Origin of the sequence: Streptomyces sp. NPDC048419 (assembly GCF_043200415.1) — a bacterium.
GTDB lineage: Bacteria > Actinomycetota > Actinomycetes > Streptomycetales > Streptomycetaceae > Streptomyces.
The window spans coordinates 1-14,011 of sequence record NZ_JBICXT010000066.1 but is presented as its reverse complement, the minus strand read 5'-3'; the positions used below and the strand labels follow the sequence as shown (position 1 = coordinate 14,011).

The 14,011-nt window shown below is 68.5% G+C and carries 11 protein-coding genes and 6 pseudogenes; 8 read left to right on the top strand and 9 right to left on the bottom strand.

Translation table 11 applies throughout. The annotated features are described in order from the left end of the window. Window positions 1-197: 197 nt before the first annotated feature. A pseudogene (locus ACGFYN_RS46730) lies at window positions 198-1,360 on the bottom strand (IS110 family transposase). An 813-nt stretch (window positions 1,361-2,173) separates the two neighbouring features. On the opposite strand from ACGFYN_RS46730, the gene ACGFYN_RS46725 reads away from it, so the two are divergent. Genes ACGFYN_RS46725 through ACGFYN_RS46715 form a run of 3 tightly spaced genes read left to right on the top strand, consistent with a single transcriptional unit; the run spans window position 2,174 to window position 3,846 of the window. Then, a complete protein-coding gene (locus ACGFYN_RS46725; RefSeq protein WP_393872078.1) occupies window positions 2,174-2,899 on the top strand; it encodes a FadR/GntR family transcriptional regulator in 726 nt (241 codons plus the stop codon). After that, window positions 2,896-3,657, top strand: coding sequence for a sterol desaturase family protein (locus ACGFYN_RS46720; protein WP_393872077.1), 762 nt, complete (start codon window positions 2,896-2,898; stop codon window positions 3,655-3,657). Before ACGFYN_RS46725 ends, ACGFYN_RS46720 begins: the two co-directional genes overlap by 4 nt. Before the next feature lie 51 nt (window positions 3,658-3,708). Next, a complete protein-coding gene (locus ACGFYN_RS46715; RefSeq protein WP_393872079.1) occupies window positions 3,709-3,846 on the top strand; it encodes a hypothetical protein in 138 nt (45 codons plus the stop codon). Between the two features lie 373 nt (window positions 3,847-4,219). Here the strand turns inward: ACGFYN_RS46715 and ACGFYN_RS46710 are convergent. The 5 genes and pseudogenes from ACGFYN_RS46710 to ACGFYN_RS46690 all read right to left on the bottom strand — a co-directional run. Next, window positions 4,220-4,579, bottom strand: a pseudogene (locus ACGFYN_RS46710) (IS110 family transposase); the annotation flags it as partial. Between the two features lie 247 nt (window positions 4,580-4,826). Next, entirely contained in the window at window positions 4,827-5,048 is a 222-nt protein-coding gene (locus ACGFYN_RS46705; RefSeq protein WP_393872076.1) for a hypothetical protein, read from the bottom strand. 359 nt (window positions 5,049-5,407) lie between these two features. Next, the gene (locus ACGFYN_RS46700) at window positions 5,408-5,692 is read right to left on the bottom strand and encodes a hypothetical protein (RefSeq protein WP_393872075.1); all 285 of its coding nucleotides are present in this window, start codon (window positions 5,690-5,692) and stop codon (window positions 5,408-5,410) included. A gap of 301 nt (window positions 5,693-5,993) precedes the next feature. Continuing rightward, the gene (locus ACGFYN_RS46695; protein WP_393872074.1) at window positions 5,994-6,275 is read right to left on the bottom strand and encodes a hypothetical protein; all 282 of its coding nucleotides are present in this window, start codon (window positions 6,273-6,275) and stop codon (window positions 5,994-5,996) included. A gap of 383 nt (window positions 6,276-6,658) precedes the next feature. After that, a pseudogene (locus ACGFYN_RS46690) lies at window positions 6,659-6,810 on the bottom strand (cold-shock protein). Window positions 6,811-7,314: 504 nt separating this feature from the next. On the opposite strand from ACGFYN_RS46690, the gene ACGFYN_RS46685 reads away from it, so the two are divergent. After that, entirely contained in the window at window positions 7,315-7,608 is a 294-nt protein-coding gene (locus ACGFYN_RS46685) for a hypothetical protein (RefSeq protein WP_393872073.1), read from the top strand. An 876-nt stretch (window positions 7,609-8,484) separates the two neighbouring features. Here the strand turns inward: ACGFYN_RS46685 and ACGFYN_RS46680 are convergent. Continuing rightward, window positions 8,485-9,597: a transposase gene (locus ACGFYN_RS46680; protein WP_393872072.1), complete on the bottom strand. Its 1,113-nt coding sequence runs from the start codon at window positions 9,595-9,597 to the stop codon at window positions 8,485-8,487. Between the two features lie 193 nt (window positions 9,598-9,790). On the opposite strand from ACGFYN_RS46680, the gene ACGFYN_RS46675 reads away from it, so the two are divergent. Both ACGFYN_RS46675 and ACGFYN_RS46670 read left to right on the top strand, forming a co-directional pair. Beyond that, a complete protein-coding gene (locus ACGFYN_RS46675; protein WP_393872071.1) occupies window positions 9,791-10,420 on the top strand; it encodes an RNA polymerase sigma factor in 630 nt (209 codons plus the stop codon). Window positions 10,421-10,524: 104 nt separating this feature from the next. Then, the gene (locus ACGFYN_RS46670) at window positions 10,525-11,199 is read left to right on the top strand and encodes a hypothetical protein (RefSeq protein WP_393872070.1); all 675 of its coding nucleotides are present in this window, start codon (window positions 10,525-10,527) and stop codon (window positions 11,197-11,199) included. A gap of 251 nt (window positions 11,200-11,450) precedes the next feature. Here ACGFYN_RS46670 and ACGFYN_RS46665 read toward each other — a convergent pair. Then, window positions 11,451-11,645 (bottom strand): annotated as a pseudogene (locus tag ACGFYN_RS46665) (RNA polymerase sigma factor); the annotation flags it as partial. Between ACGFYN_RS46665 and ACGFYN_RS46660 the strand changes: the two are divergent. Both ACGFYN_RS46660 and ACGFYN_RS46655 read left to right on the top strand, forming a co-directional pair. Continuing rightward, the gene (locus ACGFYN_RS46660) at window positions 11,637-11,915 is read left to right on the top strand and encodes a hypothetical protein (protein ID WP_393872069.1); all 279 of its coding nucleotides are present in this window, start codon (window positions 11,637-11,639) and stop codon (window positions 11,913-11,915) included. The pseudogene ACGFYN_RS46665 and the gene ACGFYN_RS46660 overlap by 9 nt on opposite strands. Window positions 11,916-12,354: 439 nt before the next feature. Continuing rightward, a pseudogene (locus ACGFYN_RS46655) lies at window positions 12,355-13,007 on the top strand (nucleotidyl transferase AbiEii/AbiGii toxin family protein). A 433-nt stretch (window positions 13,008-13,440) separates the two neighbouring features. Here the strand turns inward: ACGFYN_RS46655 and ACGFYN_RS46650 are convergent. Then, window positions 13,441-13,842: pseudogene (locus tag ACGFYN_RS46650) on the bottom strand (IS30 family transposase); the annotation flags it as partial. Window positions 13,843-14,011 lie beyond the last annotated feature (169 nt).

Below are 14,011 nucleotides of genomic sequence, written 5' to 3'. Positions count from 1 at the left end.
CCTTGGGGCCGGGCAGGCTTCTTATCAGGCCACCGAGGTGGGCCGGGTCGGCGCCGGCCGCCCGCCATAGTCGGACAGTTCATAGGCAAGGCACCTCTGGGGGCCACTTTTGTCACGAGTCACGACTACGACGAGGCGACCGGCGTCAACCCTGCCAGCCGGTCCCGGACCAGCCAGATGAAGACTCACAGATGTTGTCAAGCCGTAGCGGTGACGCGGAGGTTGGCTTGGTAGCACTGACCGTCACGAATGAGAGCCCACAGGACATTCACGCGCCGGCGGGCCAGGGCGAGAACTGCCTGTGTATGCCGCTTGCCTTCAGCGCGCTTGCGTTCGTAGAAGCGGCGCGAGTCGTCGCAGCTGCGGATGCTGATGAGCGCGGAGGTGTAGAAGACACGTTGCAGGCCGCGGTGGTAGCGCCTGGGCCGGTGCAGGTTGCCGCTGATGTTGCCCGAGTCCCGGGGGACCGGAGCGACTCCGGCGAGGCTGGCCAGGCGATCGGCGGTGCCGTAGCGGCTCATGTCGCCGGCGGTGGCCGCGAGGAACTCGGCGGCCAGCAGCGGGCCGATGCCGGGCATGCTGGAGATCATTTCGGCGAGTTCGTGGTCGCGAAACCGGGCAGTAATGAGCTTGTCGATCTCGCTGATCTGCCCGTTGAGGCTCATCACCTCCTGGCCAGGGTGTGGATCACCTGCGCGATGATCTTCTCCCCGGGTACGGCGGTGTGCTGTCGTTCGGCTGCTTCCAGGGCGGCCGCGGTGAGAGCCTCGGGACTGCGCACGCTGCGGTTGCGCAGCCAGGTCACCAGCCGCTTCCCGCCGGTCCGGCGAAGGGCGTCGGGGGTCTGGTAGCCGGTCAGAAGGTTCAGTGGTCCGACGTTGGTCAGGTCAAGGACCTGCTCCAAGGCAGGGAAGTTACTGGTGAGTTGACTGCGCAGGCGGTTGATCCTGTGGGTGCGGTCCGCGTTCAGGTCGGCCCGGCGGCTTGTAAGGACCCGCAGCTCGATGGCTTGTTCGTCGTCCGATTGCAGGACCGTCAGGTCGCGACGCATCCAGGCCTGATCGGCGATGACGGTGGCGTCCTTGGCGTCGGTCTTGCTCATGCCCCGGTAGCCGACCGAGGCCCGGTTGACGGCCAGGCCGGGTATGTAGACGAGGTGCTGGCCGTGGTTGAGCAGCACGCTGATCCACAGGGCAGCCATGCCATCGGCGACGTCGACTGCCCAGACCACATCCTCAGCAAGGGCAAGTACGTCAGCGAGCAGGGCCAGCAGCTCCGGCTCGTCCTTCATGACTCGCCGCGACAGCAGTCGTTCGCCCTCCGCGTTCAGAACCACGCAATGGTGGTGGGTCTTGCCGATGTCCGTACCTGCCCAACGTGACGCCGGGGCGGCGTGAGAACGTTTTCACCGTGACACGTGCACGTGTCACGGCTCCCTTCCATCCTCCTCACGGCGCGGTGTGTGGGTTCCGCTGGACGGCGGTGTGTCCCAGGAGCGTGGTGGTCGGTTTGGTGGTTTGCTGCCAGGCAGTACACGCTCCGGTCCAGGGTGGGGCCGCGACCCGGCCGTGGTGTGTGCTGCTGTCTCCGGCGCCTGCGACCGTCCCTCCGCCGGGCAGGCGCCGGGACTCAGGCCAGCGACTGGTGTCCCAGGGCGGCCCCGGAGGCATGGGACACCAAGAACTGCCAGGAAGGCTGATGAGGTCAGCCGAACAGGTGCCGCACCCGGATCGTGTGGATCCTTCGCCAGGTCAACCGGTGCGGAGGCAGCCGGTCACCCTTAGCCCGTCCGTGAGTAGCGGTGTCCAGTTCGCCCGCGCCCCAGATATCCCGCCAGCCGTGCGTGCAGACCACAGACGGACGCGGGCGAGTTCGGTGTCGTAGCCGCTGCGGCGTTTAGGGGGAAGACCAGGGCGGTCCGGGTTCACGCCCCTCAAGCCGCTGCCGTTCAACCCCCTGGCCGAACGGCGACAGCGTCCCCGGAACCATCACCGAGGCGGTAGGGCAACAACGTTGGTGGTTCTTCACTTCACCCCGAACATCCGTTGAACAAGCCGAGCCCACGGGGATGGTCGGCCGCCGCCTACTCAAAAAATCGCGATCCGCAAAGTTGAGCACTGATTACAGGTCTGACCACTTGGCCACCTGACCACTGAGCCCCTATGGTCGCCTGGTGTCTTTCCAACCAATCAACCGACGGTCCGTTCCTGACGAGGTGTTCGAACAACTCCTGTCCGAGCTTGTGGAGGGCCGTCTCACCCCCGGCGAGACGCTGCCCAGCGAGCGGCGTCTCGCCGAATTGCTCGGTGTCTCCCGCCCTGCCGTCCGTGAGGCGTTGCAGCGGCTAGCCCACGCCGGCTATGTCGAGGTCCGCCAGGGTGACGCCACCACTGTGCGGGACTTCCGCAGGACCGCCGGGCTTAACGTCTTGCCGCGCCTGCTCTTCTCCGACGGCGCGATCGATCTGAGTGTGGCTCGCAGCATCCTCGAGGCGCGACTCCATGTGGCCCCGAAAGTCGCCGAGTTGGCGGCCCGGCGGAAGGGGCCCGAGGCGGCGGTGGAGCTGCGTGCCACCGCGACGTCGCTCGACGACGAGAGCGACCCGGTCGCCCGGCAGCGGCGTTCGATGGCGCTGTGGGGTCAGATCACCGACGCGGCCGACTCGGTGACATTCCGACTCATGTTCAACAGTCTCCGGGCGGCGTACGAGCCGCTCCTTGGCGCCCTCGCCCATGTGATGGCCGCCGAGGTGGAGCGGACCGAGGCACTCGACGCCCTGATCGACGCCATTGCCGACGGCGACCCCGAACGGGCCCGGAGCTGCGCCGAAAATCTACTGCGGCCTGTAACAGAGTCCCTGATCGACATCATCCAACAGCTTGAGGAGGAGACGTCATGACTGCAGGCAAGACGAGGGCCCGGAGCGGGAGCTGGGCCCGGAAGAAGACCGAGAACGCTACCGTCGAGGCCGAGGCACGAGCCCGAGTGCGGTCGGACGAGGCCGCGATCACTGGTACGCGCCGGAGCGTGACAACGCTGGGGGCGACCTTCCGCGCGTTCTGGAGGCATCCGTCGCCCTGGATGATCAGTGCGGTCCTCCTCACGCTGGTCCCCGCACGCCTTGCGGTGGGCGACTGGCGGACCGATGACGCCTACACACCCCTGCTTTGGCTCGCCTTCTTCCCCGTGGTTGAGTGGCTCATCCATGTGTTCGTGTTGCATTGGCGGCCTAAGACGATAGGAAACCTGACCCTCGACACCAAGCTGGCTGGGTCGCACCGAGCACACCATGCTGACCCACGCAATGTCCCATTGGTCTTCATCCCGTGGAGGTCGCTCGCCTACGTGATCATCGTCTACAACGGCCTCTCGCTCCTCGCCTTCCCCCGTCTCGGGCAAGCACTGTCCTTCATGCTGTCGGTAGCCGCGGTCGGGTTGCTCTACGAGTGGACGCACTATCTGATCCACAGCGACTACCGGCCCAAGAGCCGGATGTACAAGGCCATTTGGCGCAACCACCGCCTGCACCACTACAAAAACGAGCACTACTGGTTCACGGTCACCACCACCGCGACCGCCGACATCCTCCTGCGCACCTATCCCGATCCGGAGACCGTGCAGACCTCCCCAACGGCCAAGAACCTGCACGGGATTTAGTAGGACTCCCCAGGACTCATTTGATCCTGAAGCCCTGCTGTGCAGGGGCTGATGAGCCTGGACCCGACCGGCAAGGGCCGCAAGCGGTGGACCATGCGCTGGAAGGCACCCCTGAACGCCTTCCAGATCGCCTTCGAAGGCCGGCTCACCCCACGCAGACCGGGCCAGCTCCATCCACTCCGCCGCTGAGGACGGCCAGCTGTACGGTTCAGCCCGCGCCGGCGCCCTTTCGGAGTCGGACGAGCGGCCACCGAGCCCTGGAACAGCACGGCCAGGCGAGACCGCTCCCGGGCCGCGTCCAGGCGCCGCGTGGGCGGTTCCAAGTACGTTCCAGCAGATCGCTTGGCGAAGCTGCCAGCACGGCAACCGTCGAGGAGGGCCGTCAGCCCGTGCACAGCCACTGGCTGAAAGCCCTGCGCCATCGCGGTTGGTGTGCGAATAGCCCGTCGCACGGGCCATGGCCCGTGCGACGGGCTGCAGATGCGCAGCGACATCTTGGTCGAGCCGAAGGCAGCCAACACAGGCCAGAACATCACCTTCTCCCGGATTTGCTGCCCGAGGGCGGGTGGATCTGCGTGAGCAGGCGGCGGAGCCGGTTGGAAATCCTGGTGGCTTCGCCGGCCAGGTCGTCGTCGAAGCCGACGATCATCTCCAGCTCGGCGATGGTCTCGTCCTCCAGCTCGATCGAGCGGAGGGTGTGCGGCATCGACCGGGCGGCGTCCGCGATGACGAACGCGTCGCGGGCATCGGTCTTGGCCTCGCCGGGATAGAGATCGGCGATCCGCCGCATCGTCAGGCCTGGCAGATAGGCCACCGCGCAGCCCATGTCCCTCGCGACCGCGATGGGCAGGGCGCCGATCGAGGCGGGCTGGTCGACGACCACGAGGACGGTGCCGTGCTTGGCCTTCAACTTGCCGAAGACTTCGGAGTTCGTCGTTTTCAGCGAGCGCCTGGATACAGGCGTGGTCGAGTGATGCCGATCACGCGGTGTGGTACCCCGTTCCGAAGCGCTGCAGGAATTGCCCGGGCCTGGGGAGCGTGGGTGACCGCTGGACAGGGGACGTCTGCCGGGGTTTCGATGGATATCTGCCGTATTCCTGAGCGGTCATGCGGCAGGAAGGGCCGGGCCCCGCTTCCGCGTCGGCTGCGGGCGGGACCCGGCACGTATTTCAGGCTGCTGTATGCGTGCGGGTGAACAGGCCCAGTGCCTGCTGCCAGGTGCCGGTGTGCATCCGGGCGGCGAGGTCCTCGGCGTGCCGGCAGGCCTCTTCGGCGCTCGGGTGCGAGAGGGGGTGCGGGAGCAGCGTGGGCCAGGCTCCGCCCGGCATGGGGGCGAAGAACGCCAGGTAGACCCGCCAGGCGGGTTGCTGGGGGGGGGGGGGGGCTGGCATGCGGTGAACAGCAGTCCGCGTCCGCTGAAGAGGACTCGGCCGTACGGTTCGTGCAGCAGAGCGGTGGCGAAGAACGGGTTCTTGGCGCGCCGGGCGGCCAGCCGTACGTGCTGGAGATCGTCCAGGGGGAACGGCTGCTGCACCGCAAGCTCCACGGCGGCCTGTGCCGCCCGTGCCGGGGCAGGGGCCGGACGGTGCGTCATCGTGCGGGAGCGGCGGGATTTCGGGGACTCATATGCCGGCCAACGTGGCAGCAACCAGCCAAGTGCCCGCCAGCCACGGGCGGACGGCGCGTCCCGCCCACACCCCCTCGGTCGGCTCCACGCGGTCTGTGCCCCTCGACGACTGCGCCGGGCATTTCAGAAAGGCGGCGCATCGAATACGGTCCGGGCCGTTCTGGTGACGCCGGCCCGGGTGACGAGGTAGCGGCCCGGTGCGAGCCGGGACTGGCGGGAGACGATGAGCACCGCGGTGAATGGGGACGGCCACCGCTCGAAAATCCGGCGCGCCCCGGAGCCGCCGGCATCGAGGCTGCAGCCGTTGACCGTGGCCCGCACGGTCCCGTGACCCAGCTGGAAGTCCATGCGTACCTCGCCCGAGGCGGAACGGATCTCGTACCAGCCGCCCGGCACATGCTCGGCCACCTCGACGGTTTCGGAGCCCTCGATCAGATGCTCAGGCCTTCCGGCGCTGAAAGCTAGTCTACCGCGTTTCGCCTTTTTGCTCTTTTTTCGCCGTCTTCGCTGCTTGTTTTCTCAGTGGCCGCCGGAGCGGAGGGTCAGGATTTTCGCACCCGGAGACGAGCCGGGTCCGCTGCCCCGCCGCGGATGGAGCCCGGCGCCGCACGGGCCCGCACAACACGACCCCTATTCCGGCTCCCGGCCGGCAGACCAAACAGGGGAGGGAAGAACACGCACCAGCCCTGATCATGCTGGATGGTGGGGTCTATGCGATGTTCGTACGGAACAGGCGCTGGACTGCGGTGGATGCTCCAGCCAGGTCGAGGGGGATGCCCAGGTTCTTGCACGTGCGGTGTGCGCGGAGGATTGCACTGAGTGTCGCGGGGGCCGGTTGCCCGGCGGGGACCTTGACGGTGACGCGGCGGGGCCTGCAGGCGTGCACGAGGGCCTCGATCTCCTGGGCGGCCGCGGCCCGGCTGGTGATGTCGAGATTGCGGTGCAGGGTCACCTGCAGCACGTCGCCCTCGACCCTGTAACTGATCAGCACGGTGGCCTCCGCTCGGCGGTGTCCTCACGCCGCGCCCCGCCGGGACGGGCACGGGGCTGTCCGCCTCTCAGGATGACAGGCAGGACGTGGCAGCGCAGCTTATGCCGTACTCGGTCAGTTATTACGTGCCCGCAGCAATGCCGGCAACAGCATCTGACAGGAAAGGGGGGCGGGAATGGGCTGGCCGCTGCAGTTCATCTATGCCTTCCAGACCATGAAGGCCCTACGCACTGCCCTTCGACCGGCACCCCGCCTGGCAGGACACCTGGTATCCCTGAGCCCGGACACCGGTCCATACCCCCGGGGGCGGAGGATGCCCGCTGCCGGCCGTATCCGACGCTGGCGGGCGATGCGGGGCCAGGGGGTGCAGGCGCTGAGGCCAATCAGAGGGTGCGGATGTTCTCCGCCTGGGGGCCCTTTTGTCCCTGGGCGATGTCGAACTCCACGTGCTGTCCCTCGCGCAGTTCGCGGTAACCCTGGCCGGCAATGCCGGAGTAGTGGGTGAAAACGTCCGGCCCCCGTCATCCTGCTCGATGAAGCCGAAGCCCTTCTCCGCGCTGAACTACTTCACGTGCCCTTGGCCATGTCTGTCTCCTTCAAAGGGGTCGGGGTCCCTGCGGTGCGGGCCCCGGGAGCAGGGCAGTCGCCCTGGCCCCACCCCGCCGAGAGGCTGCACAGCACAGCGCCCGCGGGGCAAGGTGACCGCGGGCGAACGACTTCGGAACCACGACTGCTCTGCACCACGCTAATCCCTTCGCTCGCCGCGCGACCGCCCGGCCGAAGACCCTCGCGGCAAAGCCGCGCCCCCGAGGGCGGCGCAGGCGTGCCGCTGCAGGGGAGGCATCCCGGCATCAGCCGACCGGCCGCCTGCCGTGCTCATCCCGGACGGCCCTCCCGTGCTCCTCGGGAGCAGTCCCCGGCAGGACAGTGTCCGAAGCCATCGCGCTGCGTCCTCGAGCCCGGCCGTGGTGGTGGCCCGTTGTGCTGATCGGTGGCTGTCTGCCCGCGGGTGACGCTCGGGTGCGGATAGTGTGCCGGCGTGATTGCACAGGGTGACGGGGATGAGCTGCTGGCCGGAGTGCGCCGGGCGCTGGAGCGTGCCGGGTTCGATTCGGCCCCGGATGCGGGCGGGCTGCGGCTACGCCGGCGGACGGATGCTGTGGTGGTGGCATGGGAGCCCGGAGCCGGGCTCGGTGCCGCTGGACAGCCCGGGCACGAGGCCATGCGCACGGCGCTGCTGCATGCGCTGCTGGCCGTCCTCGGGCAGGCCGGTTATGCGGTGCAGGCCGGCGGTGAGACCGGCGAGGTACAGGTCAGGTGTGCCGCACCGTGACCCTTGCGGGCGGCGAACGACAACGGGTGCCGACCCTCCTGGCCGCCCCTTTGCGCGGCCTACTCCCGCCTCCTGCCCGGGACAACCGCACATTCCATTCCTCTCCTTGCCCTGCCCCTGGTGTGACCGTGGAGCCCCCGCATGACGACCGCTCTGATCGCCCGGGTCTCGGTGCGCGGCCGGAGCCAGCCGGTACCGGGCATGACGACTCCGGAGTCGGTTACACAGCTAGCCGGCCAAGGCCCCCCGGTCCCGGGCACGAAACCGGGAGGCCGTCACGCACGAGCCGGTCACAGGAGACACGTGTGCGTGTCCACTCAACGTCCTCGCCGGCGGGCGGTCACGCGGCACAGGGGTGATAGAGGCCGGGGGCGGGCGACGCGAGCAAATTGTCCTATCGGGGGCGGGGTTTTGGCGGTCCGGGCGCCGGGAGCATGAGGCTTGCCCGCGGGGTACCGGAAGCCGTTCGGGGTATCCGGTTTCCGCGGGCGGCGCGTCGGAAAGCCGGTTGGGGCCGGGCCGCCGTAGCTTGATGCCGTCTCCCAGACGTGAATGCCCTGGCCAATGCCGGAGCGGACCAGTGCAGGTCCGCAGCCTCTCACTTTCCGGCCCCCAGTCCACCGCACCCCCGGCGGCCGCACTGGTGGCCAGGGCATTCGCTCCATCAGCAGGTGCCGCGGGAAGGCCTGTCAGACACCGGAAGCCTGTGCCCTGTCTGAATTGATCCAGGCTGTACCCGCGCTGCCGGCCACCAGGCTCGGCGTCCCGGGGCCAGATGCTGAGCCGAACACGGTTTCCGGGCGTGTCGGTGAGCTTCGAAAGCTGGTTCTGGATCACTTTCAGTGCCGGAGCCACAGAGGGTCACCACAACCGCGATCATGAACGGCCTCGCGCCGTGAGGAGCACTCGCTTGCGGAGCAGGTCGAAGTTGGCCCGTCCGAACATCTGCCGTTTGAGCATCTTGATCTTGTTGTTGTGGCCTTCGACGGCACCGGAGCTGTAGGGCAGGCTGAGCCCGGAGACGACGGCGTCGAAGTCCTGTCCGAGCCCCGTGACGAAGCCGTGTAGGGCGGGCAGGTCATCGGCTTCCACTCGCTCGATCCACTGGTCGAGGTGCTGGCCCTGGCGGTTGTTCATCAACTCGGCGAAGGCGCGGACGTGGTGGGCCGTGCGCTCAAGGGCGGGGCAGCGGGCGAGGATTTCCTTCAACTTCTGGGTCTGGTCGTCGGAGAGGCGGTCGGGGCGGCGCGTCAGCCAGCCCGTCACGTCCCGCACGGACGGGGCTTTGCGGGGCAGGCCGTTGCGCGGGAAGGCCTCGCGGAGCCGCTTCACGTACCGTCTCACGACGCTCTCACCGCCGGAGTATCCGCGCTCGCGGAGTTCCTCGAACAGGCGGCGGGCGACAGTGCAGCCTTCGGCCCACCTCTGGTGCAGGTATGGCTTGTAGGGATCGAGGACGCTGGGGAGGCTGGTCCATTGGCCGACGAGGAGTTCGTCCGCGGTGGCCGCGTGAGCCAGGCGGCGGACGGTGTTGCGGGACACGCCGAGCCGGCGGGCGATCGGCCGCAGCCCCACACCCTCATCGAGCAGGGCGTGAACGGCCGCATGCTGTTCCCGCACTCGGTCCGACAGCCGGCCGGACTGTCGTGGCTCGGCCCGCGAGCTCGGCGCCAAGGCGGTGGTTTCCAGCGGCATGCCGGAGTGAACCGGCCCGATCTCCTCCGGCTCGTGCAGCAGGGCCCGGTGCTGGACGACCGTATTCTCGACGGCCTCGACGAGGTTCTTCCAGATGTGCCACCGGTCCGCGACGTGCACTGCGTCCGGGGCGCCGAGCCGTCCGGCCTCGGCGTAGGCGGGATACAGCTCGGACGGGTCGCGGATCCCGCCGGGCCGGCGCATCGCATGCAGCACCAGCATGTCGTCCCCGACCCGGACCGGGCCCAGACGCTCCCTCAATCCCCACGGCTGCGGCCAGAGCGGTGGTGGCATGTTCCAGTGCCGCCTTGAGTGAGAGACGGTTTGCCGATCCTCGAATGGCTTTGAGCTGGACATTCGCCTGGCGCCTGCCAGCGCTGGATGGGACGATCCGGTGCACATTCCGATGGGCCGGGCACTGCGCCTCTCACAGGCTGGTGACTCACATCACATGGAACCGTGGGTTGCCCGGGTGGCGGAGATAGGCATGGATCCAGGATTTCGGGCCCGTATCCGGGCAGGCGACGAGGGCGCCTTCGCCGTGCTGTTCCGCGAGCATGGCCGAGCCGTGTACAACCACTGCTTCCGCATGACCGGGGACTGGTCGATTGCCGAGGACTGCACGTCGCTGGTGTTTCTTGAGGCGTGGCGGTTGCAGGCGAAGGTTGAATCGGATGGCGGCAGCCTGCTGCCTTGGCTCCTGGGGATTGCCACCTATGTCATCCACCGGCGTCGACGGGTGGCCCGGCGTCACCGGGCGCTCATGGAGCGGATGCCGGCTCCTGGCTTGCTGCCGGACTTCGCCGAGGAGGTGGTGGGGCGGCTGGAGGACCAGGACAAGATCGCAGCAGTGCGGGCGGCACTGGAGCGGCTGTCGCGCACCGACCGTGACGTTCTCGCGCTGTGTGTCTGGGCTGGGCTGGACTACGCCGCTGCTGCTGAGGCACTGGGCGTGCCGGTGGGTACCGTCCGCTCCCGGCTGTCCCGTGCCCGGCGTCGGCTGGAGAAGCTGGCGAACACAAATCTCGGCCCGAACAGGGAACCGGCGGCCGTGAAGTGGCAGCAGACAGGTGACCGCGCCAAGGCGGTCCGGCCGAGCGGAGGAGATGCACGGTGACCCGGGAACGAGACGACGATGTGCAGGTGCTGCGTCGGAAGCTGACTGTGCCCACCGAGCGGGACTTTCCGCCCGGCCGTAGGGCCCAGCGTGAGGAACACCTGATGAACAGTTGGCTGCAGACGGCCCGTGAACAGGGCAGGGCCAGGCGGCAGCGCCTGGCGGTGCGGGTGCTGGCCCCGGCAGCGGTGGCCACCGCCATAGCGGGGGGCGCGGTGACCGTCGGCCAGACCGGCACCCCCACGGACCACGGAACAACCGCCGGGCATACCGCACCGGCCGGGACCGGACACTTCCCCGAAAGGATCACCACCGTGGCCTACACCCTCGACCGTGAACCGCACGGTGTCGTGAAGGTGACCATTCGCGACATCGGGGAGACCAAGCCCGATCCGGAGCGCTTGCAGCGTGATCTCGCCCGCATGGGAGTGCGGGCCCGGGTCTATCAGGGTGACCCCTACTGCCCGGTCAGCGATGGGGACGCTTCTGGTGATGAGGGGGATGACCTTGCCCTAAAGGTGGTGCAGTTCGAGAGCAGGGACGGCAGGTTCACGGCGTCCATCCACCCGGACAAGATTCCCGCAGGTCACACGCTCGCCATCATCTTCCCCGTCTTCACTACCGCCCCCGGCGCTGATGAGCTGGCCTTTGGCGTGGTCGAAGGTGACGGTCCGGACTGCTGGCACATGCCAGCTCCCGGAGCGCGCGACGAGGACTACGTCCTCGGCAAGGATGGCCGTATGCGGTGGGTCCCTCCGACGGACCAGCCCAAGCACTGACAGCGGGAAGGGACGGCGGTTCGCCGGCGCCTGCATGCGGCATGGGAGCCCGGCGAGGCGGGCTGCCGTGTGAGACGGCGGGTGGCCGGCTGACCGACGGGTCATCAGGGACTCGCTGTGCTGGGGAGCTGTTCGAAGGCGCGGACCATGCGCCGAGCACGCCGAACCCGGCTCCACCCCGGACATCACCTCCGCCCGCATCCACGCCGGCTCGGGGGCGTTGGTGGGGAAAGGTCAGGGGGCCCAGTGCCGGTAGGCGGGCTGATGCCCAGTGCTTTCGCGGCCTCGGTGACGGTCAGTCCGTCCACCGCCACCAGCTCCAGCACTTCCCGCAAACCAGGTGGCAGCACAGCGACGCGCTCCAGCAGCTGCCGCAAGGCCCGCTCGGCGTCGATGCGTTCCTCCAGCCGCGCGATGTCATCACCATCGAGCAGCCGGTGGCCGGCGGCGAGCTATGCCGGCGCCGGGCCCGCTCCGACATCGGGCTGGACGTGCTTACCGAGCAGGTCGAGGAGGCGGCGCGCACCTTGCGCACGAGCGCCGCCGGCCTGGCGAACGCGGCGCAGGGCGTAATGGAGGCCGTGGCGACCGACCACCAGGCGGCCGTCCTCAAAGAGGCCCGTAAAGCACTGGACGCCGCCGCGGTGTTCGCGGCCGCTTCGACGCTGGACGCGAAGCGGGAGGCGTCCGGATACCTTGCGAAGGTGGCCGGGTGAGCGCGCACGAGCAGATCGACGAAGCAGCACGCGCCGAGCTCGCCGAGCGGCAGCCGCAACAGGCGCAGGCGCCGTAACCCCATGCTCACGTCCCTCGTTGACACCACGAGATTCCGTACGCACGAGACCGACGGCCCCGCGCCTCAGGATCTCCGGCTGCTGATCCAGGACGCCTCCTTGGGACCCGGCCGTTGTAACCAAGGACCCGCACTCTTGTCTCCGCTCGGTGCGGGTCCTTGTGTTGTGCGTGGCTGGCCGTCTGCGGAATCTAGCGGCTCGGGCGTAACGCCAAGCCCTTCAAGATCATCATATGGGGCCGTTTTACGGTTTCCAGCGTATGAGAAGAGGAGTTGGGGGCTCTGGTGGGTGTTTCGGCTGCCCGGCCGCCCGTCCGGCGGCGCGCGCCGCCGGACGGGCGGCCGCGTGAGACTCCCCGGTCCTGCACGCCCGCCTGCTGGCGGACGTCCTGGCCATCGGTTCCCCCTACCCCTTGGTGATCACCGGCGGTTATGCCGTCCAGGCCCACGAACTCCTTTCACGGCCGAGTCAGGACCTCGATGTCGCCACCGAGAACCCGGCGCCGAGGAGGAGATTGTCCGTACCCTCACCGACGGGCTTACCGCACGCGGCTGGGACATCGAGGTGATCGAGATCGCCCCGCTCTCCGCACGGCTCAACGCCACGGATGCCCGCTCCGGGGAGACGTGTGAGGTGGACATTCTCAAGGAAGTCTTCTCCAGACCGGTCGCCGCGAGCGCCTCTGGGCCGGTGCTTGGGGAGGAAGACGTCGTCGGTACGAAGGTCCGCGCACTCGCTGAGCGAGGCCTCGCCCGCGACGCCCTGGACGTTTTCGCCGCCTCGCGCCGCTGGACCACCACCGACCTCGAAGACTTCGGCCGCCGCCACGCCCGTGACCGCTTCGACCTCGAGTCCCTGCAGTCACGTCTGACAGGCCTCGCCTGGATCGACGACGCCGAATTTGGGGCGTACGGCGCGAGCCCCCAACTGATCGATGACTTGCCGGCCTGGGCCCAGGAATGGGCGGACGACCTCGGCCGCCGTCTGCTGCGGGACGAGAACCCGGGCGAGTAGGACCCTGGCGCCACCATCCAATGAGTGCCCCGACGGTATCCGGGGGTGGATCATGGGCCTCTGGACCCTACGACGGCCCGTCCAACCCACCAACAACGTAGGACCCACTGAGTCCGTGCAGGCCTTCACCGCCGCCAACGCCGCGCTCCGGGCTGAGATCACTCGCGCAGACGACGCACCGCGGAAGACGGCCACGGCCAGCCACGCCGCCGCTCTGGACGCAAACCTTCGCGCTGCATAGAGAGGCTCAACACAACGCGGTCGTTGGCATTCCGGTGGTCAACGAGTCGGGTGGCGAAGGCCAGGGATCTTGGTCGTCTTGGACGAAACCCCGGCCGAAGCCGAGCGGGTACCGCACGGGTCCGCCAGTTCTCCCGCGGCGCAGGCCGCAAGAGCGACCGCATCGATGCCGCCGCGGCGGCATGCGTCGCCGCTCCTCGTGCCCCGGGACGGCCCGGTCGGCTGCCTCGGCTGGTCGCTGGCTGATCATGACCATGTTCTTGACGGCGCGAGTGCGCCCGCGGTTGGCCAGCCGGCGAGGGCGGCGCCTGGCACGTCCTGTGCGGAGAGCGTGGGTCAGTTCGCGGCGCAGCTCTGTGCGGCCTTGGGTGTATAGGGCCTGGTAGAGGGACTCGTGGCTCACGTGCATTTCCGGCCTATGCGCGAAGCGTTTGCGTAGAACGTGGCAGATCTGCTCAGGGCTCCAGCGCAGGGCCAGGTGAGATTGGATGAAGTCGTGCAGTTCCGGATTCCGGCCTATCTTCCCGACCTTGGGGCGAGGCCGGCGGGCGTCAGCGCGGCGATGGGCGGCATAGGGCCGGTAGTGCCAGCGGCCTCAGCCAGGGCGGTGCCGTTGCGGCGGACTTCTCGGCTACTGACTTCCTCGGGTTGTTGTCGGCTGCTGGGTGAGGGTCAGTCTGGTGCCAGCCAGGCAGCCATCGATGAGGTCAGGCCGGAGCTGGATATGACGTAATCCCCGGCGGAGGGTGCGCTCGAGATGCTCG

Bases quoted from the DNA above. Each gene is read 5' to 3' on its own strand.
- ACGFYN_RS46720 (WP_393872077.1), top strand. From the start codon at position 2,896: ATGACTGCAGGCAAGACGAGGGCCCGGAGCGGGAGCTGGGCCCGGAAG.
- ACGFYN_RS46715 (WP_393872079.1), top strand. From the start codon at position 3,709: ATGAGCCTGGACCCGACCGGCAAGGGCCGCAAGCGGTGGACCATGCGC.
- ACGFYN_RS46705 (WP_393872076.1), bottom strand. From the start codon at position 5,048: ATGCCAGCCCCCCCCCCCCCCCAGCAACCCGCCTGGCGGGTCTACCTG.
- ACGFYN_RS46680 (WP_393872072.1), bottom strand. From the start codon at position 9,597: ATGCCACCACCGCTCTGGCCGCAGCCGTGGGGATTGAGGGAGCGTCTG.
- ACGFYN_RS46675 (WP_393872071.1), top strand. From the start codon at position 9,791: ATGGATCCAGGATTTCGGGCCCGTATCCGGGCAGGCGACGAGGGCGCC.
- ACGFYN_RS46670 (WP_393872070.1), top strand. From the start codon at position 10,525: ATGAACAGTTGGCTGCAGACGGCCCGTGAACAGGGCAGGGCCAGGCGG.